Below are 23,777 nucleotides of genomic sequence, written 5' to 3'. Positions count from 1 at the left end.
GACATTCACCCCGCCTTGCGCGCAGCTGCCGCGCGCAGGCGCCCCACCACACCGGTAGGGAAGTAATAAACCGAAAGAACAAAGAGCACGCCCAGCCACAGCAGCCAGCGGTCGGGCGAGAGCAATGCCGACAGCCAGGGAAACCCCGTGGCAGCCTCGCTGCCTAGCCGCAGCAAGTCTTGCAGGTAGCTTTGCGCCACCAGGAAAAGCACCGCCCCGATGGCAGAGCCATAGATGGTGCCCATGCCACCGATCACCACGATGAGCAGGCAGTCCATCATGATTTCGAAGCTCAGCGAAGTGTCCGGCCCGTTGTAGCGCAGCCAGAGCGCCAGCATGCAGCCCGCCAGCGTGGCGAACAGGGCCGACAGCACGCTCGATGTGGTGCGGTACACCACCACGCGGTAGCCAATGGCCTCTGCACGGAATTCGTTCTCGCGGATGGCCTGCAGCACGCGGCCAAACGGCGAGTTGACGATGCGCAGCAGGGCCAGCACCAGCGCCACGGCGGTGACGAACAGCAGGTAGTAGCAGATCAGGCGCCCGTCGATGGTCACGCCCAGAAAGGGCTCTTCGAAGGGTTCGAAACTGGGTGACAGGAATTCGGGCACCTTGAAGGTGAGGCCGTCTTCACCGCCGGTGATGTCCGACAGCTGCGAGGCCAGCGTCTGGAACGCCGCCGCCACGGCCAGCGTGATCATGGCAAAGAAGATGGCACGCACGCGCAGCGAGAACAGCCCCACCGCCAGCGACAGCAGCAGCGACAACAACAGCGCGCCACCAATGCCCACGCCCAGCGCCGTCCAGGTGGGGCCCAGGCGCGTGGTGGCCACCGCGATGCCATAGGCCCCGATGCCAAAGAACATGGTGTGCGCAAAGCTCACGATGCCGGTGTAGCCCAGCAGCAGGTCAAAACTGGCGACCAGCACCACAAAGATCAGCACCTTGGCCGCCACCGACAGCGCCTTGACGCCCGGGAACAGGAACGGGGCAAACGCCAACCCGATGAGGATGGCCACCAGGATCACCGCCAGCACCTTGCTGCGCGGGTAGTCGTTGGAAAGAAGACGGTTCAACATGGTCTTGTTTCCTTCGCTTCAGCGATTAGCCACGGGGTACACCCCCTGCGGGCGCCACAGCAAGATGGCCACCATCAACGCGATGTTGGAGAACAGCGCCACCTTGGGCACCAGGAAGCCGGTGTAATTCGCCATCAGCCCCACCAGCAGCGCGCCGATGAGCGCGCCACCCGTGCTGCCGAGGCCTCCGATGATGATGACGATGAAGATCAGCACATTGACCTGTGCGCCCATCTGCGGGATCACGTTCTGCTGGTAAAGCCCCCACATCACGCCGCCCAGGCCCGCCAGGGCCGAGCCCACCACGAACACGCCCACGAACAGGCGGCGGATGCGGTAGCCCAGGCTCTCCACCATCTCGCGGTCTTGCACGCCAGCGCGGATGAGCAGGCCGACCTTGGTGCGCGACAGCGTCCAGGCCAGTACGCCGAAGACCACCAGGCCCACCGCCACGGCGATCAGGCGGTATTTTTCGATGGCGGCGTCGCCCACCAGCAGCGAACCGCGCATGGCTTCGGGCAGCGGCAGCGGAATCTGCGCGGGGCCCCAGATGACCTTGATGAGTTCTTCACCAATGATCATGCCGCCCATGGTGATGAGGATCTGCTTCAAATGCTGGCCGTACACGGGCCGCACGATGAAGCGCTCGAACGCCAGGCCCACTGCCCCCGCCACGGCCATGGCCACCAGCATGGCGGGCAGCACAGCCATCAGGTTGCGCCACAGGTCAGCGCTTTGGGTGTAGTCGCCCATGGCGCCCAGCACGCTGGTGGCCACGAAGGCGCCCAAGGCGATGAACACGCCGTGGCCGAAGTTGAGCACGTCCATCAGGCCGAACACCAGCGTGAGGCCCGAGGCGATGATGAAGATGATCATGCCCATCGCCAGGCCCGCCACGGTGAGCGTGAGCCAGGTGCTGGGTGAGCCGATGAAGGGCAGCACCAGCAGCGCGAGCGCGGGCACCAGGGCCAGGGGCTTCCAGTCGAAGTCACGGGTGATGGCGCTCATACGCGGCCTCCTTGCATGGCAGGCGACATCTGCGCATTTGCTACATTTTTAATAGCTACCAGCGCTTTACCATCAAGCGCTAGCAGCCCAAAATACTTGAAATCTGGTGCAAAACTCATAGTGCCAACCCCAGCAGCGAGCGCTGCAGTGCTTCGTCTTCGGCCAGCGCAGCCATGCTGCCTGCATGCACCACCTGGCCGTTGTCCATCACGGCCACGGTGTCGCCGAGCCGCGTGGCAAAGTTGATGTTCTGCTCGACCAGCAGGATGGTCACGCCGCTCTTTTTGAGCTGGTCGAACGCCTCGATCATGTTGTTGATGATGGCGGGCGCCAGGCCCTTGCTGGGCTCGTCCACGATGAGCAGGTCGCGCGGCTCGACGATGGCGCGGCTCACGGCCACCATCTGCTTTTGTCCGCCACTGAGCTTGCCGGCCGGGTGGTTCCAGAACTTCTCCACAGCGGGAAAGAGCTTGAAGATCCACTGCAGCCGCGCCTCGTCCATCTGCGCGGCATTGCGCGCGCTGCGAGCGGCCAGCAGCATGTTTTCTTTCACCGTGAGGTCAGAAAAGATGCCCATGTTCTCGGGCACGTAGGCGATGTTCATGCCCGCGATGGCGGGGGTGTTCAGCGCCGTGATGTCTTTGCCACCAAAGTGGATGCTGCCCTTGGACGCGTGCCACAGGCCCATGATGGTGCGCAGTGTGGTCGTCTTGCCCGCGCCGTTGCGGCCGAGCAGCATGGTGAGCTGGCCCTTGGGCACAGCCAGGTCAACCCCGTGCAGGATGTGGTACGCCCCGATGTGGGTGTGCACGCCACGAAGCTCCAAAAGATTGCTGCTGCTCATGCGGCCTCCTTCTCTGCGTCCTTGGTGACGCCCAGGTAGGCCTCTTGCACCACGGGCGATGCGATCACCTCGGCCGGTGGTCCGTCGGCCACCAGTGTGCCGTTGGTCAACACGATGATGCGGTCGGCCAGCTCGCGCACCACGTCCATCTTGTGCTCCACCAGCAGGATGATCTTGGTCTTGTCCTTTTTCAGCTCGCGGATCAGGTTCAGGATCACGGGCGCCTCGTCGTGGCTCATGCCCGCGGTGGGTTCGTCGAACATGTATACCTGCGGCTCCAGCGCCATCAGCAGCGCTACTTCGAGCTTGCGCTGGTCGCCGTGGGGCAGGCTGGCCACAGGCGTATCGGCACGGTCATTCATGGCCACGGCCTGCAGGATGACGCGGGCGCGCTGGACCAGCGCGGCGTGGTCGCTCCAGATGCTCCACAGGTTCAGGCCCCGGCGGTGTTTGCCTTCTTGCGTGGCCTGCACGGCCAGGCGCACGTTCTCCAGCACGCTGAGGTTGGGGAACAGGTTGGTCAGCTGAAACGCCCGGCCCAGCCCTGCGTGCGTGCGCGCCGACACAGACATCCCCGTGATGTCCTGCCCGCCCAGCGTGACGGTGCCGCTGCTCGCGCGCAGCTGGCCCGAGATGAGATTGAAGTACGTGGTCTTGCCAGCGCCGTTGGGGCCCACGATGGCGGTCAGCGTGCCGGGCTCGAAAGAGCAGGTCACGTTGTTGACTGCCACGTGGCCGCCAAAGCGGATGGTCAAGTCCTTGGTGGCCAAGGTGCTCATGGGTGGTGTTTCACTTTCACGGTCGTCGTCAGTCGGTAGAGAAGCTCACCGCCCGGCCTACGATGCAGTCTGGGCGGTGGCCAAAGGTTAGGGGCAAGTGCCGATCACGTAGTAGTTGGGGCCGGTCTGCTTCAGCGTCTTGGTCAAGAAGATGTTCCACAGCCCCATCGCCTGGTTGGATCCGAGCGCAAAGGTGTAGCCACCGGCCACGTAGGCACGGCCTGCCATGGTGTGGGCGTAGTTGCTGGCAGTAGTGCAGGTGGATCCGCCGCCGGGTGCAGCCAGCGTGGTGCCGCTGGCAGCCGCCGACGTGGCGCCTTCGGCACCATTGGCATCGGCGGCACGCACCGTCCAGTTGTAGGTGGTGGACGCTGCCAGGCCCGTGTCGCTGTAGCTGGTGCCACTCACCGGCAGGGCATTGACCTTATTGGCATTGCGGTACACGTTGTAGCTGGCCGCGCCCGAGACAGCGCCCCAGCCCACCACCATGCTGTTGGCGGTGGCGCCCGAGGTGCTCACGCCCGTGGGGGCGGGCAAGGCCGGGTTGGTGGGTGGGTTGGTGGTGCCGCCGCCACTTGAGACTTGGTCCACCATGGCCTTGATGGCCACCATCTGCGGGCCGGACTTCTTGGCGTAGTTGGCGTTGTCGTAGCCCCACCAATCAAAGCAGCTGTTTGTGGCCGCCAGGCTGGTCTGGGGGTAAAGCATCACGATGTTGTTCGTGTCGGCCCAGCGGTTGTAGCCGGTGTTGCGCACGTACTGCTGCTGCACATCGCTGACGTTCTGCTTGCAGCCATGCAGCACCACATGCAGCTTGCAGGTGGCGCTGCCGCCCACCTGGCAGGCCTGCGGGATGTAAGCCCAGCCGGTGGTGGCCATGCCGTGGTTGCTGATGAACTGGCTCTGGTTGAACTCGACGAAGTTGGCGGCCGGCAGCGTGGCGTTGTTGCGCGCATTGAGCGGGCCGTACAGATGCTGCAGCATGGTGCCAGCCAGGTCAAAGTTGCAGTCACTGATGTAGGGCGCGCCCTTGGTGGAGCAGCCGTTGCCGTAGTCGTCGGTGACCATGGCGTGCTCGGCTGCGATGTCCTTCTTGTAGACCACGTTGGCCGCTGGCACGAAGCTGTTGTAGTAGGTGCGCAGTGCATCCATCACCCCGGTCTTCACCACGCTGTCGAGCGTGCCCGAGAACAGGTAGACCTTGGAGTTCTGCAGGTTGGCCACGGGGTCGATCACGCCCTGGCCGGCCCAGGTGTTGGTGGTGTTCACCAGCGTGCTGGTGGGAATGCCCGTGGGGCTGGCCATGCAGCGCCCCGTGGCATTGACGACTGAGCCCTCGGCGCAATAGAACGGCCCGCCCGCCACCACCCCCACGCCTTTGGCAAACGTGGCCGAGTACGCCACATGCAACTGCACGGCCATGAAGCCGCCCGAGGACAGGCCGGAAACGGTGGTCTGTGTCTTGTCGATCTTGAGTGCGGGGAGGTTGACCGCCGCGTAGGCACCACCAGCAGCGCACAGCGCGATGGCAGCACCTGCTGCAGCCGCCCGGATGAAATTGAAAGCCATGTTGTCTTGTCTCCAAATAATTTTGAGAAAGTCTGACCCAGCCCCCGTGTCAACCCGGGAGTTCATGCATCAATTCACTGGAAAAAGAGGGGCGGCCGCCCCTGCGGGATGAACCCCGACGAAGCAGAATGGTTATCCTGCCTGTCGGGCCTCGCTAACGCATCGAAAAGACCGGCTTATCGCTTGTTGCGAATCGGCACGTTCATTTCTTCAGGCTTGATCTCGCGCACCAGCTCGGGCACGCCCCAGGCAAAGGCCGGGTCCACCTTGATCTTGAAGTGGTACATGCTCTGCATGGCCTGGTGGTCTTCCTTGCGGAAAGTCATCTTGCCCTTGGGGGTATCAAAGCTCATGCCCTCCATGGTCTTGATGAGCTTGTTGGTGTTGGTGTCGCCACCCGTGGCCTTGAGCGCCGTGACCAGCGCCATGGCCGAGCTGAAACCACCGGCGGTGAAGAAGTCTGGCGGAGTCTTGAACTCCTTGTAGTGCGCAGCCACCAGGGCTTCGTTCACGGGGTTCTTGGGGATGCCGAAGTAGTAGTACGTGGCGCCTTCCATACCGGGGAAGTTCTTGTACGCGGCCATGGCGGGCAGGATGTTGCCGCCCGTGGAGATCTCGATGCCATAGCGCTTCAAGTCCATGTCGGCGATCTTGAAGGGGTTGCCTGCACCGGCCCAGACCACCCAGATGATCTTGCGGCCGGGCTGGTCCTTGAGCTTGTCGATCAGGCGCTGGGCACCGGCGGTGAAGTCGGTGGTGGCAGCGGGCAGGTATTCCTCGTGGGCAAGCTTGGCCTTCTTGACCGAGTCCTTGAAGGCTTTCACGCCATCGCGGCCAAACGCGTTGTCTTGCGCGAGAGTGGCAATCGTCACGCCTTCCTTGTCCACCGCCACGGCGTTGGAGATGGCATCCTGGCTGCTGTTGCGGCCTGTGCGGAAGATGTACTTGTTCCATTTGTCGCCGGTGATCGAGTCGGCCACGGCGGGCTCGACCAGCAGGATCTTTTTGTATTCCTCGGCCACCGGCAGCATGGCCAGGGCCACGCCCGATGCGGTGGGGCCGACGGCGATGTCGGCCTTGTCGTCAGAGTACGCGGTGGCCAGCAGGCTCTTGCCCAGGTCTGGCTTGCCCTGGTCGTCTTTTTCGATCACGACCAGCTTTTTGCCATTGACCGTCATGCTGCCGCCGGTGGCGTAGTTCAGGCCCATCATCAGGCCGGTCTGGGTCTGCTTGCCATAGGCCTCCAGAGGGCCGGTCTTGCTGTACACGTGGGCAATGCGAATTTCGCCGGTCTGTGCGAATGCGGGGGCGGAAAGTGTGGCGGCGGTAACGGCTGCGGAAGCGAGGGCGACCAGAGTGCGACGGTGCATGGCGATGTCTCCTGTTGTGATGCTTCTTTATTGCACAGTCTGTGCCAGCAGCCAAGTGCTTGATTTCAAAGAAACTTTTTCTCACACACCGGAGGCGATGCCTGAATTCAATACACAATAAATGTCTAATTTTCAGACAATTGCCTGAAATTTATTCAGGGTTTTCCAGACGTCCATAGAGCGTGGCGCGTGAAATACCAAGCTGCCGCGCCGTGGCCAGCTTGTTGCCGCCATGGGCCTTCATGGCGGCATGGATGGCCCGCTGCTCCAGTTCGGCCACCTGTTCGGCCAGGGGCCGCAGGTAGCGCGACTCGTCCTCGGCCTCGACCACCACGGCGGTGGTGTCCTGCACCGGCGCGGCGGGCTCCACGCCCGCTTCGCGCAGGATGCGTTCGAGCTGCGCCGCGTCGATGGACTGGCCCTCGCTGCGCATCACGGCCTGCTCCAGCACGTTGCGCAGCTCGCGGATGTTGCCGCGCCAGGGCTGGCCAGCGAGCAAGGCCATGGCCTCGGGCAGCAGCTCGGGCGGTGGCGTGCCGTTGCGCAGCGCCAGGTCATCGCCCAGAGCCTCGACCAGTGCCGGAATGTCGCTGCGCCGGGCACGCAGCGGCGGCACGCGCACCGGCAGCACGTGCAGGCGGTAAAACAGGTCTTCGCGGAACTTGCCTTCACGCACCAGGCCAGCCAGGTCGCGCGAGGTGGCGGCCAGGATGCGTACGTTGAAGGGCACGAGCTTGTTGCTGCCCAGCGGCTCGATCTCCCCTTCCTGCAGCGCGCGCAGCAGCTTGGCCTGCAGGCTTTGGGGCATATCGCCGATTTCGTCGAGGAACAGCGTGCCGCCGTCGGCCAGCTTGAACTTGCCGTCGCGCCCCTTGGCCGATGCGCCGGTGTAGGCGCCGGGCGCCACGCCAAAGAACTCGGCCTCCAGCAGCGTGTCGGGCACGGCAGCGATGTTGACGCTGACGAACGGTCCGCTGGCACGGCTGGATGCAGCGTGGATGGCGTGGGCCAGCAGCTCTTTGCCGGTGCCCGTTTCGCCCAGCAGCAGCACCGGGCTGGTGGACTGCGCTGCACGGCGCGCCTGGCGCTTGACCTCGGCCGCAGCGGGGCTCGACCCGATGAAGCTGGCAAAGGTGTATTTGGACCGCCGCTCGCCGTCGCCCGCCACCGTCAGGCTGCGCCGCCGCTGGCTGGCCAGCTCGCGCCGGGCATCGTCCAGGTCGCGCTGCAGCAGGGCAAACTTGCTGATCAGCGGCTGCAGCGTGGTCTCGGGGTGGTCGAACAGCACGATGCCGATGGCGCCGATCACGCGGTCCGCATCGTCGCGCAGCGGGATGCGGCTGACCACGAAGGTGCCAGCCTTGTTGGTGAGCAGGTCAATCAGCACGGGCTGGCCGGTCTCCAGCACGCGGCGCATCTGGGTGTTGGGGATGACCTCCTCCACGGTGCGGCCGACAAACTGGTCCACCGAAGAGAACCCAAGGTCGGGCAGAAAACGCTGGTAGCCCTCGTTCACCCACACGATGCGGCCGCTGCGGTCCACCAGGAACATGCCCTGGCTGACGCTGGAAAACAGCTGGAACATGGAGCGCGCCGCCAATTCCAGGATGCCCTGGGCATCCAGCGGCAGTGCGGGGGCGTCATCGGTGAGCAAAGGCATCTGCGGATGGTAGCGCGGCGGGGTGGGCCGAAGAACAGTCACGCCGCTGTCACCGCGCAGCTGCCGCGCATTTACCTGCAAATCCAAATGCTACTATTTTTATAGCTATTAGCGCAATATCATCAAGCGCTAGAGGCTATTTTTATCCAGAACCACATACCCGTCGGTCGCCTGTGCATTGCCCACCGGGCGCTGCGCGCGTGTCATGCGCAGAACCACCATGGGCTGAACGGCGGCCAGCGCCTCGGCCTCGCGCACGGCCAGGGGTTGGTCCACCAGGATGCAGGGCTTGCCCGTGCGGCGGCAGTGGTCCTGCACGCGCCAGTACTCGTCATGGCTGATGCAGCCCGTCTGGCAGATCACCAGGTCGGCAGCGGCCAGATTGGCGTCCAGGGTGCCGTCTGGCGCGGCATCGGGCTCGGGCTCGGCCCAGCCTTTGCCCTTGGCCGCAGAAGGATGGCCCGCCACGTCCAGACTACCTTCGGGCTGCACGGGCTGGGCGGGCGCCCCGGCCGCCAGCCGCCAGCGCAGGCATTCGCGCGACAGGCTGGCAATGCGTTCGACCAGCACGCTGATGTGGCGGGCCATCGCCTTGCGGCGCGGCAGGCTGGGGTGGGCCGCTTTCCACTGCGCCAGCGCATCCTGCGCCATGGCCAGGCGCGTGTCCCGCACGATCACCTCGGCACGCAGCCGCAGCACCTGGGCCTGGAGGGCCTCGATCTGCGCCGCCTGGGCGGCCACCGTGGCACTGCAGCGCTTTTGCACATCGCCCAATTGGCGGCAAAGTGCCAGAAACTCCTGCGGAAGTGAATGCATGCGCCACCTTTGCAAATAAGAACTATTCGCATTTTATGGTACGATCCACGGCTTGTGAGCACGCAAGTCACCTTGGTGGGGAGGGCACCGGGGGCGTCAAGCCCCCGGTGTCTGGCTTGCGCAGATGCTGAAAAAACATTCGTGCCAACGGGTGCCCCAAAAAACAAAAAACCGCGCCATTGCAGCGCGGTTTTTTTGGGTGAAGGGCGCGCGCTGCGCGTCGGTCAGGTCTGCACCAATGCCAGCTTGCGCGCCGCCCAGCGCCGCAGCAGGCGCGGCACGATCAGCACGGCCAGCACGATGACGATCAGGGTCAGCGAGCCTGGACGCTCCACGAAGATGCTCCACTTGCCTTCGCCAATGGCCACGGCATTGCGCATCTGGGCTTCCGCCAAGGGGCCCAGGATCATGCCCACCACCACCGGCGCAGCCGGGAAGTCAAAGCGGCGCATCACCACTCCCAACAGGCCAATGGCGTACAGCAGCACCAGGTCGAACGCGCTTTGGCGCATGCCATACACACCGAGCGTGGAGAACACCAGAATGCCCGCGTACAGGTACGACTTGGGAATGTTCAGCAGCTTGACCCACAGGCCCACCAAAGGCAGGTTCAGGATGAGCAGCATCACGTTGCCGATGTACATCGACGCGATCAGCGCCCACACCAGCGCACCGTTGGTGTCAAACAACTGGGGGCCGGGCTGGATGCCGTAGTTCTGGAACGCGCCAAGCAGGATGGCCGTGGTATTCGATGTGGGAATGCCCAGCGTGAGCAGCGGGATCAGCGTGGCTGTGATGGCCGCGTTGTTGGCGGCTTCGGGGCCGGCCACACCTTCGATGGCGCCGGTGGTGCCGAACTCTTCGGGGTTCTTGCTCAGCTTCTTTTCAGCGGCATAGCTCAGGAAGGTCGGAATCTCGCTACCGCCAGCGGGCACGGTGCCAAACGGAAAACCGATGAACGTGGCGCGAATCCACGCGGGCCAGGAGCGCTTCCACTCTTCCTTGGTCATGTGCGTGCTGGTCAGGCGGTTCTGCGTTTCGTCGGTGCGGCCTTCGTACATCACGTTGTACAGGGCTTCGCCCACGGCAAACAGGCCCACGGCGATCAGCACGACCTCGATGCCGTCCATCAACTCTGGCACACCGCCGGTGTAGCGGGCTTGCCCGGTGAGCTGGTCGATACCAATGAGGCCCATGGCCAGGCCAACGAACAGCGCGACCATGCCACGCAGCGTGCTCTTGCCCAGCACCGCGCTCACGGTGGTGAAGGCCAGCACCATCAGCATGAAGTATTCGGGCGGACCGAGGCGCACAGCGTATTCGGCGACCAGGGGCGCAAAGAACGTGACCAGGATGGTGGCAATGGTGCCCGCCACAAACGAGCCAATGGCAGCGGTGGCCAGCGCCGCGCCAGCGCGGCCGCTTTTGGCCATCTTGTTGCCCTCCATGGCCGTGACCATGGACCCTGCCTCACCGGGCGTATTGAGCAGGATGGAGGTGGTGGAGCCGCCGTACATGGCGCCGTAGTAGATGCCCGCAAAGAAGATCATGGAGGCCGTGGCCTCGACCTTGACGGTGATGGGCAGCAGCATGGCCACCGCCACGGCCGGGCCAATGCCAGGCAACACGCCCACGGCGGTGCCGATGATGCAGCCCACAAAGGCCCACATCAGGTTGATGGGTGTTGCAGCGGTCGCAAAACCCTGCATCAAAAGGTTTAAGGTTTCCATAACATGCAGGCTTTACAGCCACCCCGTATTGGTCAGGCCGGGCAGGTTGATGGCCAGCAATTGCGTAAACATCCAGAACACGGGCGCAGACACGGCCACGCCGATGGCGGAGTCTTTGATCCAGGCCTGCAGGCGCAGGTCCAACTCGCCTTCCGAACTCCTGAAGCCCCGCACCGACAGCACAAAGCACAGTGCGCAACTCAGGATGAAGCCCAGCGTGGTGATGAGCAAGGCATTGAGCAGCAGCCCGGCCGACACCCAGATGAAGCCCTTCCAGTGAGCATGCGTGTCGCCGGAACCTTCTTCCAGGTCGCGAAACCCGCCTGTCAGCGCGTGCACCACGCAAAGCACACCACAAATCAAGATGGCAATGCTGACCACCCAGGGAAAGAAATTGGGGCCTACACCGCCATAGCCAGCCTCAGAGCTGACCGAACTGGCCCCCCAGGCCAGGCACAGCGCCAGCACCACCAGCCCCGCACCGATCAGGGTCTGCAAAGGCTTGGAGCGCGATGAATGTTGTTGTGTCATGTTTTTCTTTCGCACCGAGCGGTCGGCGACAAGGCCGCACCCCCCTTTCAGGGGCGCGCAGCCAGCGCCTTGACCTGCTTGCTTGTCTCAGATCAGATCATTCCAGACTTGGCCATCGTGGCGCGCATGCTGGCGAACTCGGCGTCCACAAAGTTGGCAAACTCGTCACCCGCCATCCAGGCAGGGGTCCAGCCGTTCTTCTCCATGGCATCCTGCCAGGCCTTGTGCTTGAAGGTCTTGGACAGGGCGTCGATCAGTGCCTTGCGCTGCTCGGCCGTGATGCCGGGCGCGCCATACACGCCGCGCCAGTTGCCGATTTCCACGTTGATGCCCTGCTCCTTGAGCGTGGCCACGTTCACGCCCTTCAGGCGCGAGCCCGAGGTGACGCCCACGGCGCGCATCTTGCCCGCAGAGATGTACTCGGCAAACTCGCTGTAGCCGCTGCCGCCCACGGTGACGTTGCCGCCCAGGATGGCGGCGGTGGCCTCACCACCCCCACGGAACGCCACGTAGTTGATCTTGGCAGGGTCCACGCCCACTTCGCGCGCAATCATGGCCGCCGCAATGTGCTCGGTAGAGCCGCGCGAACCACCGCCCCACTTCACGCTGCCGGGGTCCTTCTTGAGTTGGTCCACCACATCCTTCATGGTCTTGAAAGGCGAGTTGGCGGGCAGCACGAACACGTTGTATTCGCTGGTCAGGCGCGCCAGGGGCGTGACCTTGTCCAGGCCGACCGGCGGCTTGCCGGTGATGATGCCGCCCAGCATCACGGCGCCCATCACCATCATCGCGTTGGGATCGCCCTTGCTGGCATTGACGAACTGGGCCAGACCGATCGCGCCGGCGGCTCCACCCTTGTTGTCATAGGACACCGACGCCGCTGCGCCCGCATCCTGCATGGCCTTGCCCAGGGCACGGCCGGTGGAATCCCAGCCACCACCGGGGTTGGCGGGAATCATCATCTTGAGGGCCGGAGCGCTCTGGGCCGACACAGGCAACACGCCTGCGGCGGCCATGGCAGCCAGTGATTTGAGGAAGGTATCGCGACGCATGGTGTCTCCTTGTAAGGTTTGCGAACCGCTCGATGATGCGCGCCCTGCCTGTCAAACGGCTGTCCATGGACTCAGGGAAAACACTCATGCGGTGGTTTCAAGTCCCGCCACTCCATGAAACTGGCGCGCCCCAAGCGATGGCAGCCGCGCAAGGGCCGCCCCGCCGCGCTGGCTGCGTCCCCCTGCCCGCATTGCGCAGCGATGCGAGAGCGGGGGGAAGGCCCAAAGGGCCTCAGGGGGGCTTCTGCTAATGTTCCGCGCATGCAATTGCTTCTTGTTGAAGACGACCCCACCATGCAAGCCACGCTGCACCGCGCCCTGACACGCCGTGGCATGGAAGTCACCGCCGTGGGCGACGGCCGCGCGGCGCTTAGCCAGTGGGCCGCACGGCAGCCCGACGCGGTGATCCTGGACCTGACCCTGCCCGGGCTCGACGGCCTGCAGGTGCTGCAGCAGGCGCGCTCGCGCGGGCTGCGCACCCCCGTGCTCATCCTCACTGCACGCGGCACTGTGGGCGACCGCGTGATGGGCCTGAACGCGGGTGCCGATGACTACCTGCCCAAACCCTTTGACCTGGACGAGCTGGAGGCGCGCCTGCGCGCCTTGGTGCGGCGCAGCGCAGATCCCACCGTGGCGCCGCTGGCGCCCAGCACCGTGCAGATCGGCGCCATCCGTTATGACAAGGACAGCGGCGCGCTCTACCTGAATGGCGAAGTGATGGAGCTGACACCGCGCGAACTGGCACTGATGCACGCCCTGCTCGCCCAGCCCGGCCATGCCGTAACGAAGGAGCGGCTGTACGAACTCGTGTTCCCCGGCCAGCTGGATGTGCAGTACGAGGCCATCGAGGTCGTGGTGTACCGCCTGCGCAAGAAGCTGGCAGGCACGGGCCTGACCCTGATGACCCTGCGCGGGCTGGGCTACCTGCTGCGGGCCGACACATGACCGCTGCAACGGACCCGGGCCGCCACCCTTCGTTGCGCAGGCGCCTGCTGCTGGGCATTCTGCTGCCGGTGGTGCTGTTCATCGGGTTCAACACCTACAGCCTCTACCAGCAGACCCTGGCCTCGCTCAATACAGCCTATGACCGCACCCTGCTGGCATCGGCCAAAAGCATCAGCGAGCAACTCGATGTGCGGGGCTACGACGAAGCGGCAGAGTTGCGCGCCACGGTGCCCTATTCCGCGCTGGAAGCCTTTGAGGCGGACAACCAGAGCCAGATGTTCTACCGCGTGTCAACCTTGCAAGGCGACCTGGTTTCTGGATTTGCCGAACTGCCGGTATGGCGCGGCCAGATACCGGCCCGCCCGCCGTATGCGGCATTGGTGGATTTCTACGACGACCGCTTTCGGGATCGCGATGTGCGCGTGGCCGTGCTGCTGCAGCCCGTGGCAAGCTCGGAAGGCCGCACCATGGCCGTGATCCAGGTGGCCGAAACCCTGGAGGTGCGCGAAACCCTGGCCTTGCAGATTCTGCGCAATACCCTGCTGCGCCAGGCCCTGCTCGTCGCCGTGATCGCGTTGACCGTGGTGCTGGTGGTACAGCGGGCCATCCACCCTGTGCGGCAGCTGAGCCTGCAGCTACAAGGGCGCAGAGAGGGCGACCTGAGCCCCATCGCAGCCCCCTCCACCCCGCGCGAGCTGCAGCCGCTGATCGATGCCACCAACGAGGTCATGCAGCGCCTGCGCCACCTGCTGCGGCACCAGAAGCGCTTTGTGCGCGACGCCTCGCACCAGTTGCGCACGCCCTTGGCGGTGCTCAAGACCCAGGTGCAGTCTGCACTGCGCGGCGATGTGGAGCCCCAGCAGGCCCTGCATGAAATCAGCGACACCGTGGACCGGGCAACCCAGCTGGCGAACCAGATGCTGGCACTCGCCAAGGTGGAGCAACTGCGCCAGCAAAGTACCCCACCGACCACACGGCTGGACGAAATGCTGCGTACCGTGGCGCTAGAAATCTCGCCACTGATCGCCCAGCGCGACCTGGATTTCGGCATACACACCGAGCCCGCACGGGTGCAGGCCCATGAGTGGATGCTGCGCGAGCTGAGCCGCAACCTGTTGCACAACGCCGTGCGCCACGCCCCACAGGGCAGTGAACTCACGGTGGATCTGCGCACCGACAGCCACCATGTGGCGCTGACCATCAGCGACCACGGCCCCGGCATCGACGACGAACTGGCGACACGCCTCTTTCAGCCCTTTTCGGCCGGCGACGTGCGCGCGGGCAGCGGCCTGGGCCTGGCGATCTGCCATGAGATCGTGCAAGCCCTCGGTGGCAGCATCGCCTTAACCAACCGCATGGTGGGCAGCAGACTGACAGGGCTGGACGCCGTGGTGCGCCTGCCACTAGCCGCGCCGTCGGCTGACATGGGCAACCCCGCACACGCGGCACAATCCCCGGCATGAACACCCTGGAGACAATGCGGCTGGACAAGTGGCTCTGGTGCGCGCGCTTTTACAAAACCCGCAGCCTGGCCACCGAAGAAATCGGCAAAGGCCGCGTCACCGTCAATGGCCAACTGGCCAAACCCGCGCGGGACCTGCGCTGCGGCGACACCGTCGCGCTGCGCCAGGGGCCGGTTGCCCGTACGGTGCTGGTGATGGGCCTGAGCGGAGCGCGCGGCCCGGCACCTGTCGCCCAGCAGCTATACCAGGAAACGCCCGATAGCATCGCCACCCGCGAAAAGGCTGCGGAGTTGCGCCGCCTGGCACCCGAACCTGCGGCCACACTGCACGAAGGCCGCCCCACCAAACGGGATCGGCGCGAGATCGACAAGGTGAGCAACAAGGGGGGCGATTGGGGCAGCCGCTGGAGCGCGTCCATCGACGAATGAGCGCAGCGTCGGTCAGGCGGATTCGCCAGGCGCGGCAGACAAGGCGCCAAGACGGATGCATCACAAGAAAAAAGCCCAAGTGAATGAATCACTTGGGCTTTATCTTGGCGGAAACGGAGGGATTCGAACCCTCGATGAGGCTCTACACCCCATACTCCCTTAGCAGGGGAGCACCTTCGGCCACTCGGTCACGTTTCCAATCCCACTATTATGCCCCATTTCTGAGCCGTTTCTGGGAGTCTGGTACGGCTTGCTGGTCACACTCGAATGCTCTGCACAGGCTTTGCGCGGCCAACTCGGCGTACTTTTCGTCGATCACCACCGAGGTCTTGATTGCGGACGTGGAGATCATCTGGATGTTGATGCCCTCTTCTCTCAGGGCACTAAACATCTTGCTGGCCATCCCCACAGGGCTGTGCATGCCGATACCGGCGATGCTCACCGCGCAGATGGTGGTGTCCCCCACCAGTTCCTGCACTCCCAGTGTGGGTACCACCTTCTCGTGGAGCAGGTTCATGGTGCGGGCGTAGTCATTGCAGTGCACGGTGAAGCTGAAGTCGGTTTTTCCGTCCTTGTTCACGTTCTGGATGATCACACCGACTTGGATGTTGGCATCGCCCACTGCGCCCAGGATCTCGCGGGCAAGGCCGCGCTTGCCGGGCACGCCCAGCACGGAGATCTTGGCCTCGTCGCGGTTGACCACGATGCCGGGTACGACGGCTTGTTCCATTTTTTGTCTTCCTCGCAGGGTGCCTTGCGATGTTCGGGCAACTAGAGCTCCCCAACTTGGGGGCCGCACCAGCCAAGGGCTGGCCCGGTCCGCACTACAAAGCCACGCCCCACCTTGATGTGGATGCGGTGGCCGCGCGTGGTGCAGGCCGCAATCTGGACCAACAGCTCGCCCAATTGCGCCGCCGCGGGTGTGGTGTGGTGGAACTGGCGCAACCAGTGGCGCAGCACGTTGGCCTGGCGCGAGCGGCTCAAGCCCTGCAGTGCAGCGATCTGCGGCGGTGCACCGACGCGCGCCAAGTCCTGCTGCGCCAGTTCTTCCAGCAGCTCAGCGGCCTGCGCGGCGTTGGAGGCCGAGCGGGCGAACGTGTCGCGAAACGCCGGAAAGGCGGCCTCCAGCGCAGGCAGCAGCTGCGCGCGGATGCGGTTGCGGGTGTAGCGCTCGTCGGTGTTGGTGGGGTCTTCCACCCAGCCCTGTTCTTGCGCTCGCAGCCAGCTGCGAATGTCTCCGGCGGCCACTGGCAGCAACGGGCGGTGCCACACCACGCCAGCGCGTTCCCAGCGGGCAGGCATGGCGGCCAGCCCGGCAACGCCTGCACCACGCGACAGCGCCAGCAACAGCGTCTCGACCTGGTCGTCCGCATGTTGCGCAATTGCTATTGATTTGATAGCTATTTGCGATTGACTGGCAAGCGCTACAGCCTCAAAAGCCTTGTATCTTGCCTGCCGGGCGGCATCTTCGGGGCTCTGGCCCGGGGCATGGCGGGCATCCAACCGTTCCACCCACAGCGGCACGCCAAGGCCCTGGCACAAGGCGGTGCAATGCCGCTCAAACCCATCGGCCGCCGCCTGCAGGCCGTGGTGCACATGGATGGCCTGCACCTGCCCAGGCCACCGGCGCGCACAAGCCAGCAGCAGCGCCGTGGAGTCGGCTCCGCCACTCAGCCCCACAGCCAGTGGCAGTGCGGGCGCAAAGGCCTGCATGGCAGCGTCGAAAGACTGGGTCATTGCAGCACCCGGCCTGCGCCACGGAGCGGTGGTGGCGCATCAAGCGCGCAAAAGCGTTGGACGGAGCGGGAATGCATGGGCGCCGATTATCGCGGGCGCCCTCCCCTTGCCTGCCCCATCCATCCCATCAACCGGCTGGCGCGGACAAACGCGGCCCGGCGCGTGAGGCATCGGCGGACAGGCGGAACGTGCCCACCACCTCCGACAGCCGCACTGACTGGTCCTTGAGGCTCTGCGCGGCGGCGGCGCTTTGTTCCACCAGCGCAGCGTTCTGCTGGGTCATCTGGTCCAGGTGCGATACCGCCTGCCCGACCTCGTTGATGCTGGTGCTTTGCTCGTTGGTCGAGGCCGTGATCTCGGCCATGATGTCTGTGACGCGCTGCACCGAGGTCACGATGTCTTTCATCGTGGTGCCCGCGTCATGCACCAGGCGCGAGCCGTTTTCCACCTGCTCCACCGACGCGCTGATGAGCTGCTTGATTTCCTTGGCAGCCTCCGCACTGCGCCCGGCCAGGCTGCGCACTTCGCTGGCCACCACCGCAAAGCCCCGGCCCTGCTCGCCAGCGCGCGCTGCCTCTACCGCCGCATTCAGTGCGAGGATGTTGGTCTGGAAGGCGATGCCGTCAATGACTCCGATGATGTCGTTGATCTTGCGCGACGCGGCATTGATCTGCTCCATGGTGGTCACCACATTGCCCACCACCTGGCCACCGTGCTGCGCCACGCTGGATGCCTGGGCCACCAGCTGGTTGGCCTGGCGAGCTGAATCCGCGTTGTGGCGCACGGTTTCGGTCAGCTGCTGCATGGAGGCGGATGTCTCCTCCAGGCTGGAGGCCGTGAGTTCGGTGCGCCCGCTCAGGTCCTGGTTGCCGGTGGCAATCTCTTCGGCAGCCACGCGCACCGAGCTGCTGGCATCACGGATCTGCGCCAGCACACCCGAGAGCTTGCCCGCAAAGCTGTTGAAGCTGGCAGCAATTTGCGCCAGTTCATCCTCGCCCTGCGCGTCGATGCGGCGCGACAGATCACCGTCGCCTGTGCCGATTTCGTGCATGGCGTCGCGCACCAGGCTCAACTGGCGCAGGCGCCGGGTCAAGATCACGCCCAGCAACCCGACGGCTACCAACAACACCAACACGCTAGAGACCAGGGATGTGGCCAGCATGGAGCGGATGGGCGCCATCGCTTCGCTCTCATCCAGGGCCACCACCAGCATCCACGAGGTGCCAGCGATGGGAACCACACTCAGCAGGCGGTTGCGCCCCCCAATGTCGGCTTGCAACAGGCTGGTGCTGTCCTTGGCGGCTGCGACCAATTTGTCCACCGCAAGGTCTTTGGACAGCTCCGCAATGGGCTTGAGGGTGAGCGCCGGATCGCGGTGGGCAATGATCTTTCCGTCGGCTGACACCAGGAACCCAAAGCTCTGGGGCGTGGGCCGGATGGAGGCCACATTGGCCACCACCGACTCCATATACACATCGCCCGCCGCCACCCCCTTGAGGGCGGCGCCTGCGCCCACCGGGGTGGCAAACGTCACAACGAGCTTCTGGTCCGACGCTGAAATGTAGGGCGGCGTGACGACCGACGTTCCCGCCTGCGCCGCCTGCTTGTACCAGGGCCGCGCAGTGGGGTCGTAATCTGCCGGCAAATTGCGCGTTTCAGAGAACACGTATTTTTTGTCGGCATAGCCAAAGTAGGCGGTACTGAACTTGCCAGCATCCCGCAGCATGGCCAGCGGCTTGGCGGGCTCGGGCTCGTCAAAGGCGGTGACGGACGCCGCAATGATCGCCGACTTGCCCCGTGCCCATTCCTCAATGGTCTCGGCGTGGCTTTTGGCCGTGGCCAGCCCCTCTTCCGCCAGCGACACTTGCGCCTGCCCGCGCGCCGAAAAGTAGTTGACCAGGGTCAGTACCAGCAGGGCGGCCACCATACACAGGGCGGACAACACCAGAATCTGGCCTTTGAGCGTCTTCAGAAGCGACATGGGGCACCCCTTCTTGATCCACCCGCACGTGCGGGCGGATTGCGCCATGTTACATCCGGTATCAGCCTGTGCGCCAGTGGTGGTTAGCCCGCAGAGCGCTAGGTTCTGACCACAAAAACAACAACGGCCCCGAAGGGCCGTGGGCGCAATGCGCCGTGGGCAGTCAACCGCTCAGCGGCTATCGGCCTTGGTGTCGCTGAAGCGGCCGTAGCTCTGCAGACGCTCGTAGCGGCGGTCCAGCAGGTCTTTGGTCTTGAGGTCGGCCACCTGGCGGAAGGCATCGCCCAGGGCACGCTTCAAGAAGGCCGCCATCTGCTTGTGGTCGCGGTGGGCGCCGCCCACGGGCTCGCTCACGATCTTGTCCACCAGGCCCAGGGCCTTCAAGCGGTGGGCGGTGATGCCCAGGGCATCGGCCGCCTCCTGGGCCTTGTCGCTGGTCTTCCAGAGGATGGAAGCGCAGCCCTCAGGGCTGATTACGGAGTAGATGGCGTATTGCAGCATGACGACCTGGTCACCCACGCTGATGGCCAGTGCACCGCCGGAGCCGCCTTCACCAATGATGGTGGTGATGATGGGCACTTCGAGCTGCGCCATCTCGAAGATGTTGCGGCCGATGGCTTCAGACTGGCCGCGTTCTTCGGCGTCGATGCCGGGGTAGGCGCCGGGCGTGTCCACAAAGGTGAACACGGGCAGCTTGAACTTCTCGGCCGTCTTCATCAAGCGCAGGGCCTTGCGATAGCCCTCGGGCTTGCTCATTCCGAAGTTGCGCATGGCGCGCTCCTTGGTGTCGCGCCCCTTCTGGTGGCCCAGCACCATGCAGGCGTGGCCGTTGAAACGCGCCAGGCCGCCCACGATGGACAGGTCGTCCGCGTAATGGCGGTCGCCGTGCAGCTCCACGAAGTCGGTGAAGATGTCGCGCACGTAGTCGAGCGTGTAGGGGCGCTCGGGATGCCGGGCAATCTTGGTTATCTGCCAGGGCGACAGTTCGCTGTAGATGTCTTTGGTGAGTTGCTGGCTCTTCTTGCTCAGCTGGTCGATTTCTTCCGAGATATCGACGGCACTCTCGGTCTGCACGTAGCGCAGTTCTTCAATTTTGGATTCGAGTTCGGCGATGGGCTGCTCGAAATCCAGAAAGGTCTTTTTCGCCAACGTTTTTCTCCTAGGGGATCGCGCCGGTTGCGGCTGCCACGAATACGAATGGCACGCACTGTAACCGACGGTTAACGAGTTTTGTAAAGCACGTCAGGCTGGGTCAGCCGTTTTCAGTAAGCCACCGGCAGGGGGTCGAGCGATCGCCAAATATACCAAGTTGCAACGCTGCACCATGGCTTCCAGGCCTCGGCCACCTCGCGCGCATCGCTGCGGCTGACGGGATCGCCCGAGAAATAGTTGTGACTGATCCCTGCGATCAACCCTGGGTCATCCAGGGGCAATACGTTGGGGCGCATCAGGTAGAAGATCAGGAACATCTCGGCCGTCCAGCGGCCAATGCCCCGGATGGCCACCAGTTCGGCAATGATGGCTTCGTCGTCCATCGCCGCCCAGTCCTTCACGTGCAGCTTGCCTTGCTCAAAGTGGATGGCCAGGTCCACCAGGTAATCCACCTTGCGGGCCGACAGGCCTGCGGCCCGCATGTCGTCGATCTTGAGCTTGAGCACGCTGGCGGGCTTCATGCCGCGCGGCAGCAGCGCGACGAAGCGCTCCCACACGGCCTGCGCCGCCGTGACGGACACCTGCTGGCCCACGATGCTGCGCGCCAGCGTGACGAACGCATCACCCCGCGTACGCAGCGCGGCATCGCCCAACTGCGGGATCAGGCGCTTCATCACCCGGTCCTTCTTCACCAAGTGCTTGCAGGCCTCCGCCCAATAGTCGGGCGTGGCCAGCACCAGCGGCGGCGTTGCGGCATCGCTCGCTATCTTTTTAAGAGCTGCCACCGCTTACCCCACCTGCGCCAAAGGCATATTTGACATAAAAACCAGCTTCACTGCGCAGCTTCCCAGGTCGTGCCTGCGGCGGAATCCTTGAGCACGATGCCCTGGGCAAGCAGCGCCTGGCGGATGCGGTCGGCCTCGGCGAAGTTCTTGGCAGCCTTGGCGGCGGCGCGGGCAGCGATCTGGACCTCAATTTGATCCTTAGACGGCCGTAACACAGCCTTGCCCTCCCCTAATTCGAGTGGATGGGCTGACAACCCCTGCGTAACAACCGACGTCTGAGGCATCCATTGAAGAAAAGCTTGTGGATCGCCTTGAAGAATGCCCAGGCATCCCCCCAGCGCCTTAAGCAGCCCCGCCAGCGCGGCAGATCGCGTCTTGTTGACTTCGCCTGCCAGATCAAACAGCACGGCCACGGCCTCGGGCGTGCCAAAGTCCTCGTCCATCGCGGCCTTGAACCGCGCGGCATAGGGGTCGGCCCAGTTGATGGTCGCCACATCGGCGGGCGCCACCAGGCTCAGCGCCGTGTACAGGCGCTTGAGGGCCTGGCGCGCGTCGTCCAGATGGGCATCGCTGTAGTTCAGCGCGCTGCGGTAATGGGCCCGCACGATGAAGAAACGCACCGTCTCGGCGTCGTACTGCTGGAGCACATCGCGGATGGTGAAGAAGTTGCCCAGACTCTTGGACATCTTCTCGTTGTCCACGCGCACAAAACCGTTGTGCACCCAGAACTTCGCGAGCGGCTTGCCCGTGGCGCCTTCGCTCTGGGCGATTTCGTTTTCGTGGTGGGGGAACTGCAAATCAGCCCCGCCGCCGTGGATGTCAAACGTCTCGCCCAGCGTGGCGCAGCTCATGGCCGAGCATTCGATGTGCCAGCCGGGGCGGCCGGCGCCAAAAGCGCTTTCCCACTTGGCCTCAGGTGGTTCCTCGGCCTTGGCGGACTTCCACAGCACGAAGTCGAGCGGGTCTTCCTTGCCATCGAGCACGGCCACGCGTTCACCCGCACGCAGTTCATCAAGCGACTTGCCCGAGAGCTTGCCGTAGCCGTCGAACTTGCGCACGGAGTAATTCACATCGCCATTGCTGGCACGGTAGGCTAGGCCTTTGCCCTCAAGCTGGCCGATCAGCGACAGCATCTGGGGCACATATTCGGTGGCGCGGGGCTCGGCCGAAGGCGGCTCGATGCCCAGCAGGCCGATGTCCTGGTGCATGGCGGCAATCATCTCGTCGGTGAGCTGACGGATGGTGATGCCGCGCTCCAGCGCGCGCTTGATGATCTTGTCGTCAATGTCCGTGATGTTGCGCACGTAGGTGACGCGGTAGCCGCTGCTTTTGAGCCAGCGCTGCACCACGTCAAAGGCCATCATCATGCGGGCGTGGCCGATGTGGCACAGGTCATAGATGGTCATGCCGCACACATACATGCGCACATGGCCAGGTTCGAGCGGGGAAAAGTCTTCCAATGCACGCGACAGCGTGTTGTAGATGCGCAAACTCATGGGATTTCAGTAACGGGGGATGGGGTGGTGGGTGAATGAAAATCCACCCGGCAGCTGGGGGCAAAGGCCCCTGGCGAAGGGTTGGCCCAGCGAGGGGCCTACAGCGAAATCACCCGCGGCAACAGCGTTCCGTCATGACAACCCCCTCAGCTACAATCCGCCGCAGTATAAGCCCCCGCCCGGGACAGACGCTGCCCCACACCTTTGAAGCCCCCATGAAGCAAGTCCGCCGCACACTTCCACGCCTCCTGCGCCTGCTGGCACTGACCGCGCTGCTGGGCACTGGCGCGGCCCAGGCCGACGACTACACAGAAATCACCCAGCTGATCAAAGCAGGCAAGCCCGCCGACGCGCTCGCCAAGGCCGATCAGCGCCTGGCCGCCAACCCACGCGACCCGCAGCTGCGCTTCCTGCGTGGCGTGGCACAGGCAGATTCGGGCAAGCCTGCTGATGCCATCACCACCTTCACCAAGCTGACGGAAGAGTATCCCGAGCTGCCCGAACCCTACAACAATCTGGCGGTGCTCTACGCCAACCAGAACCAGCTGGACAAGGCACGCACGGCGCTGGAGATGGCAATCCGCACCAACCCCAGCTACGCCACTGCCCACGAAAATCTAGGCGACATCTACGCCAAGCTGGCCAGCCAGGCCTACAACAAGGCGCTGCAGCTGGACGCCACCAACGCCAATTCCGTCAAGCCCAAGCTGGCACTGATCCGCGAGCTGTTCGCGCCAGAAGCCGCCGGCAAGCCAGGCCGCCCCGCCGCCGCAGCCCCTCCAACGCCCCCTGCCGTGGTGGCCACGCAGCGGCCAGCGCAACCCGCAGCAGTGGCCCCCGCCCCTGCACCGACCCCGGCAGCCACACCCGTACCCGCATCTGCGCCCAGTGCAGCTCCTGCTCCTGCGCCTGCTATCGCCCAAGCCCCCACCGCAGCACCCGCAGCCACCCCGGCAGCAGCAAGCGACGCCGCAGCCGTTCAGGCTGTGACCTCGGCCGTGCAGGCATGGGCGGCCGCCTGGTCGGCCAAAGACATGCAGGCCTATCTGGGCGCCTACGACAAATCGTTCGATCCACCCGGCCGCCAGACGCGTTCCGCGTGGGAAAAGGAGCGCGAGGCGCGCATCGTGGGCAAGTCCAAGATCAACGTGCAGCTGTCAGACGTTACCGTTGCGGTCAATGGCGACAAGGCCACCGCCCGTTTTCGGCAGGCCTATACCGCTGATGCACTCAACGTCACGAGCCGCAAGACGCTGGACCTGGTGAACCACAACGGCCGCTGGACCATCGTCCGCGAATCCACAGGCGGTTGACCGTGAGCCCCGACCCTGGGCCTGCGCAGCGTGCGCGGG

The 23,777-nt window shown here is 64.4% G+C and carries 20 protein-coding genes, 1 tRNA gene and 1 pseudogene; 4 read left to right on the top strand and 18 right to left on the bottom strand.

What is annotated here, in order from left to right:
* Nucleotides 1-5: 5 nt before the first annotated feature.
* From EXV95_RS00695 to EXV95_RS00645, 11 genes are all read right to left on the bottom strand, one after another.
* Nucleotides 6-1,079, bottom strand: a complete 1,074-nt coding sequence (locus EXV95_RS00695) for a branched-chain amino acid ABC transporter permease (RefSeq protein WP_176885423.1) — start codon at nt 1,077-1,079, stop codon at nt 6-8.
* Between the two features lie 18 nt (nt 1,080-1,097).
* Entirely contained in the window at nt 1,098-2,087 is a 990-nt protein-coding gene (locus EXV95_RS00690; protein ID WP_055400436.1) for a branched-chain amino acid ABC transporter permease, read from the bottom strand.
* 115 nt (nt 2,088-2,202) lie between these two features.
* A complete protein-coding gene (locus EXV95_RS00685) occupies nt 2,203-2,931 on the bottom strand; it encodes an ABC transporter ATP-binding protein (protein ID WP_176885422.1) in 729 nt (242 codons plus the stop codon).
* Nucleotides 2,928-3,710: an ABC transporter ATP-binding protein gene (locus tag EXV95_RS00680; RefSeq protein ID WP_176885421.1), complete on the bottom strand. Its 783-nt coding sequence runs from the start codon at nt 3,708-3,710 to the stop codon at nt 2,928-2,930. The genes EXV95_RS00685 and EXV95_RS00680 overlap by 4 nt, the downstream gene beginning before the upstream one ends.
* Before the next feature lie 87 nt (nt 3,711-3,797).
* Nucleotides 3,798-5,279 (bottom strand): PHB depolymerase family esterase, encoded by a 1,482-nt coding sequence (locus tag EXV95_RS00675; protein WP_176885420.1) that lies wholly within the window; start codon nt 5,277-5,279, stop codon nt 3,798-3,800.
* A gap of 176 nt (nt 5,280-5,455) precedes the next feature.
* On the bottom strand, nt 5,456-6,649 hold the full coding sequence (locus tag EXV95_RS00670; RefSeq protein WP_121419552.1) for a substrate-binding domain-containing protein: 1,194 nt from the start codon (nt 6,647-6,649) through the stop codon (nt 5,456-5,458).
* Nucleotides 6,650-6,800: 151 nt separating this feature from the next.
* Complete coding sequence (locus EXV95_RS00665; RefSeq protein ID WP_121419551.1) at nt 6,801-8,309, bottom strand: sigma-54-dependent Fis family transcriptional regulator; 1,509 nt, start codon at nt 8,307-8,309, stop codon at nt 6,801-6,803.
* A gap of 129 nt (nt 8,310-8,438) precedes the next feature.
* Nucleotides 8,439-9,125 carry a DUF2325 domain-containing protein gene (locus EXV95_RS00660; RefSeq protein ID WP_176885419.1) on the bottom strand — a complete coding sequence of 229 codons (687 nt, stop codon included), beginning with the start codon at nt 9,123-9,125 and terminating at the stop codon, nt 8,439-8,441.
* Nucleotides 9,126-9,349: 224 nt separating this feature from the next.
* Complete coding sequence (locus tag EXV95_RS00655) at nt 9,350-10,855, bottom strand: tripartite tricarboxylate transporter permease (protein ID WP_176885418.1); 1,506 nt, start codon at nt 10,853-10,855, stop codon at nt 9,350-9,352.
* A 12-nt stretch (nt 10,856-10,867) separates the two neighbouring features.
* Entirely contained in the window at nt 10,868-11,386 is a 519-nt protein-coding gene (locus tag EXV95_RS00650) for a tripartite tricarboxylate transporter TctB family protein (protein ID WP_055400468.1), read from the bottom strand.
* Nucleotides 11,387-11,478: 92 nt separating this feature from the next.
* Complete coding sequence (locus EXV95_RS00645) at nt 11,479-12,438, bottom strand: tripartite tricarboxylate transporter substrate binding protein (protein ID WP_055400423.1); 960 nt, start codon at nt 12,436-12,438, stop codon at nt 11,479-11,481.
* A gap of 261 nt (nt 12,439-12,699) precedes the next feature.
* On the opposite strand from EXV95_RS00645, the gene EXV95_RS00640 reads away from it, so the two are divergent.
* From EXV95_RS00640 to EXV95_RS00630, 3 genes are read left to right on the top strand one after another with little or no spacing between them, the layout of a single operon-like run.
* Nucleotides 12,700-13,383: a response regulator transcription factor gene (locus tag EXV95_RS00640; RefSeq protein WP_055400466.1), complete on the top strand. Its 684-nt coding sequence runs from the start codon at nt 12,700-12,702 to the stop codon at nt 13,381-13,383.
* On the top strand, nt 13,380-14,846 hold the full coding sequence (locus tag EXV95_RS00635) for a sensor histidine kinase (RefSeq protein ID WP_176885417.1): 1,467 nt from the start codon (nt 13,380-13,382) through the stop codon (nt 14,844-14,846). Before EXV95_RS00640 ends, EXV95_RS00635 begins: the two co-directional genes overlap by 4 nt.
* Nucleotides 14,843-15,274, top strand: a complete 432-nt coding sequence (locus EXV95_RS00630; protein WP_055400419.1) for an RNA-binding S4 domain-containing protein — start codon at nt 14,843-14,845, stop codon at nt 15,272-15,274. The genes EXV95_RS00635 and EXV95_RS00630 overlap by 4 nt, the downstream gene beginning before the upstream one ends.
* Before the next feature lie 105 nt (nt 15,275-15,379).
* Here the strand turns inward: EXV95_RS00630 and EXV95_RS00625 are convergent.
* The 7 genes and pseudogenes from EXV95_RS00625 to cysS form a co-directional block, all read right to left on the bottom strand.
* A tRNA-Ser gene (locus EXV95_RS00625) sits at nt 15,380-15,472 on the bottom strand.
* 10 nt (nt 15,473-15,482) lie between these two features.
* Nucleotides 15,483-16,007 (bottom strand): annotated as a pseudogene (locus EXV95_RS00620) (ACT domain-containing protein); the annotation flags it as partial.
* Nucleotides 16,008-16,045: 38 nt separating this feature from the next.
* Nucleotides 16,046-17,011 (bottom strand): tRNA lysidine(34) synthetase TilS, encoded by a 966-nt coding sequence (gene tilS, locus EXV95_RS00615; protein ID WP_176885415.1) that lies wholly within the window; start codon nt 17,009-17,011, stop codon nt 16,046-16,048.
* A gap of 127 nt (nt 17,012-17,138) precedes the next feature.
* Entirely contained in the window at nt 17,139-18,992 is a 1,854-nt protein-coding gene (locus EXV95_RS00610) for a methyl-accepting chemotaxis protein (RefSeq protein WP_176885414.1), read from the bottom strand.
* Nucleotides 18,993-19,163: 171 nt separating this feature from the next.
* Nucleotides 19,164-20,141 carry an acetyl-CoA carboxylase carboxyltransferase subunit alpha gene (locus EXV95_RS00605; protein WP_055400675.1) on the bottom strand — a complete coding sequence of 326 codons (978 nt, stop codon included), beginning with the start codon at nt 20,139-20,141 and terminating at the stop codon, nt 19,164-19,166.
* Nucleotides 20,142-20,254: 113 nt separating this feature from the next.
* Nucleotides 20,255-20,929 (bottom strand): DNA-3-methyladenine glycosylase, encoded by a 675-nt coding sequence (locus tag EXV95_RS00600; RefSeq protein ID WP_176885413.1) that lies wholly within the window; start codon nt 20,927-20,929, stop codon nt 20,255-20,257.
* A 47-nt stretch (nt 20,930-20,976) separates the two neighbouring features.
* Nucleotides 20,977-22,425: a cysteine--tRNA ligase gene (gene cysS / locus EXV95_RS00595; protein WP_176885412.1), complete on the bottom strand. Its 1,449-nt coding sequence runs from the start codon at nt 22,423-22,425 to the stop codon at nt 20,977-20,979.
* A 215-nt stretch (nt 22,426-22,640) separates the two neighbouring features.
* Between cysS and EXV95_RS00590 the strand changes: the two genes are divergently transcribed.
* The gene (locus EXV95_RS00590) at nt 22,641-23,738 is read left to right on the top strand and encodes a nuclear transport factor 2 family protein (RefSeq protein WP_176885411.1); all 1,098 of its coding nucleotides are present in this window, start codon (nt 22,641-22,643) and stop codon (nt 23,736-23,738) included.
* The last annotated feature ends 39 nt before the right edge of the window (nt 23,739-23,777 follow it).

Origin of the sequence: Acidovorax sp. JMULE5, from assembly GCF_013376875.1 — a bacterium.
GTDB lineage: Bacteria > Pseudomonadota > Gammaproteobacteria > Burkholderiales > Burkholderiaceae_C > Acidovorax > Acidovorax facilis.
Note: the sequence above shows the minus strand (reverse complement) of the source record. Positions and strands in the feature narration are given on the sequence as shown.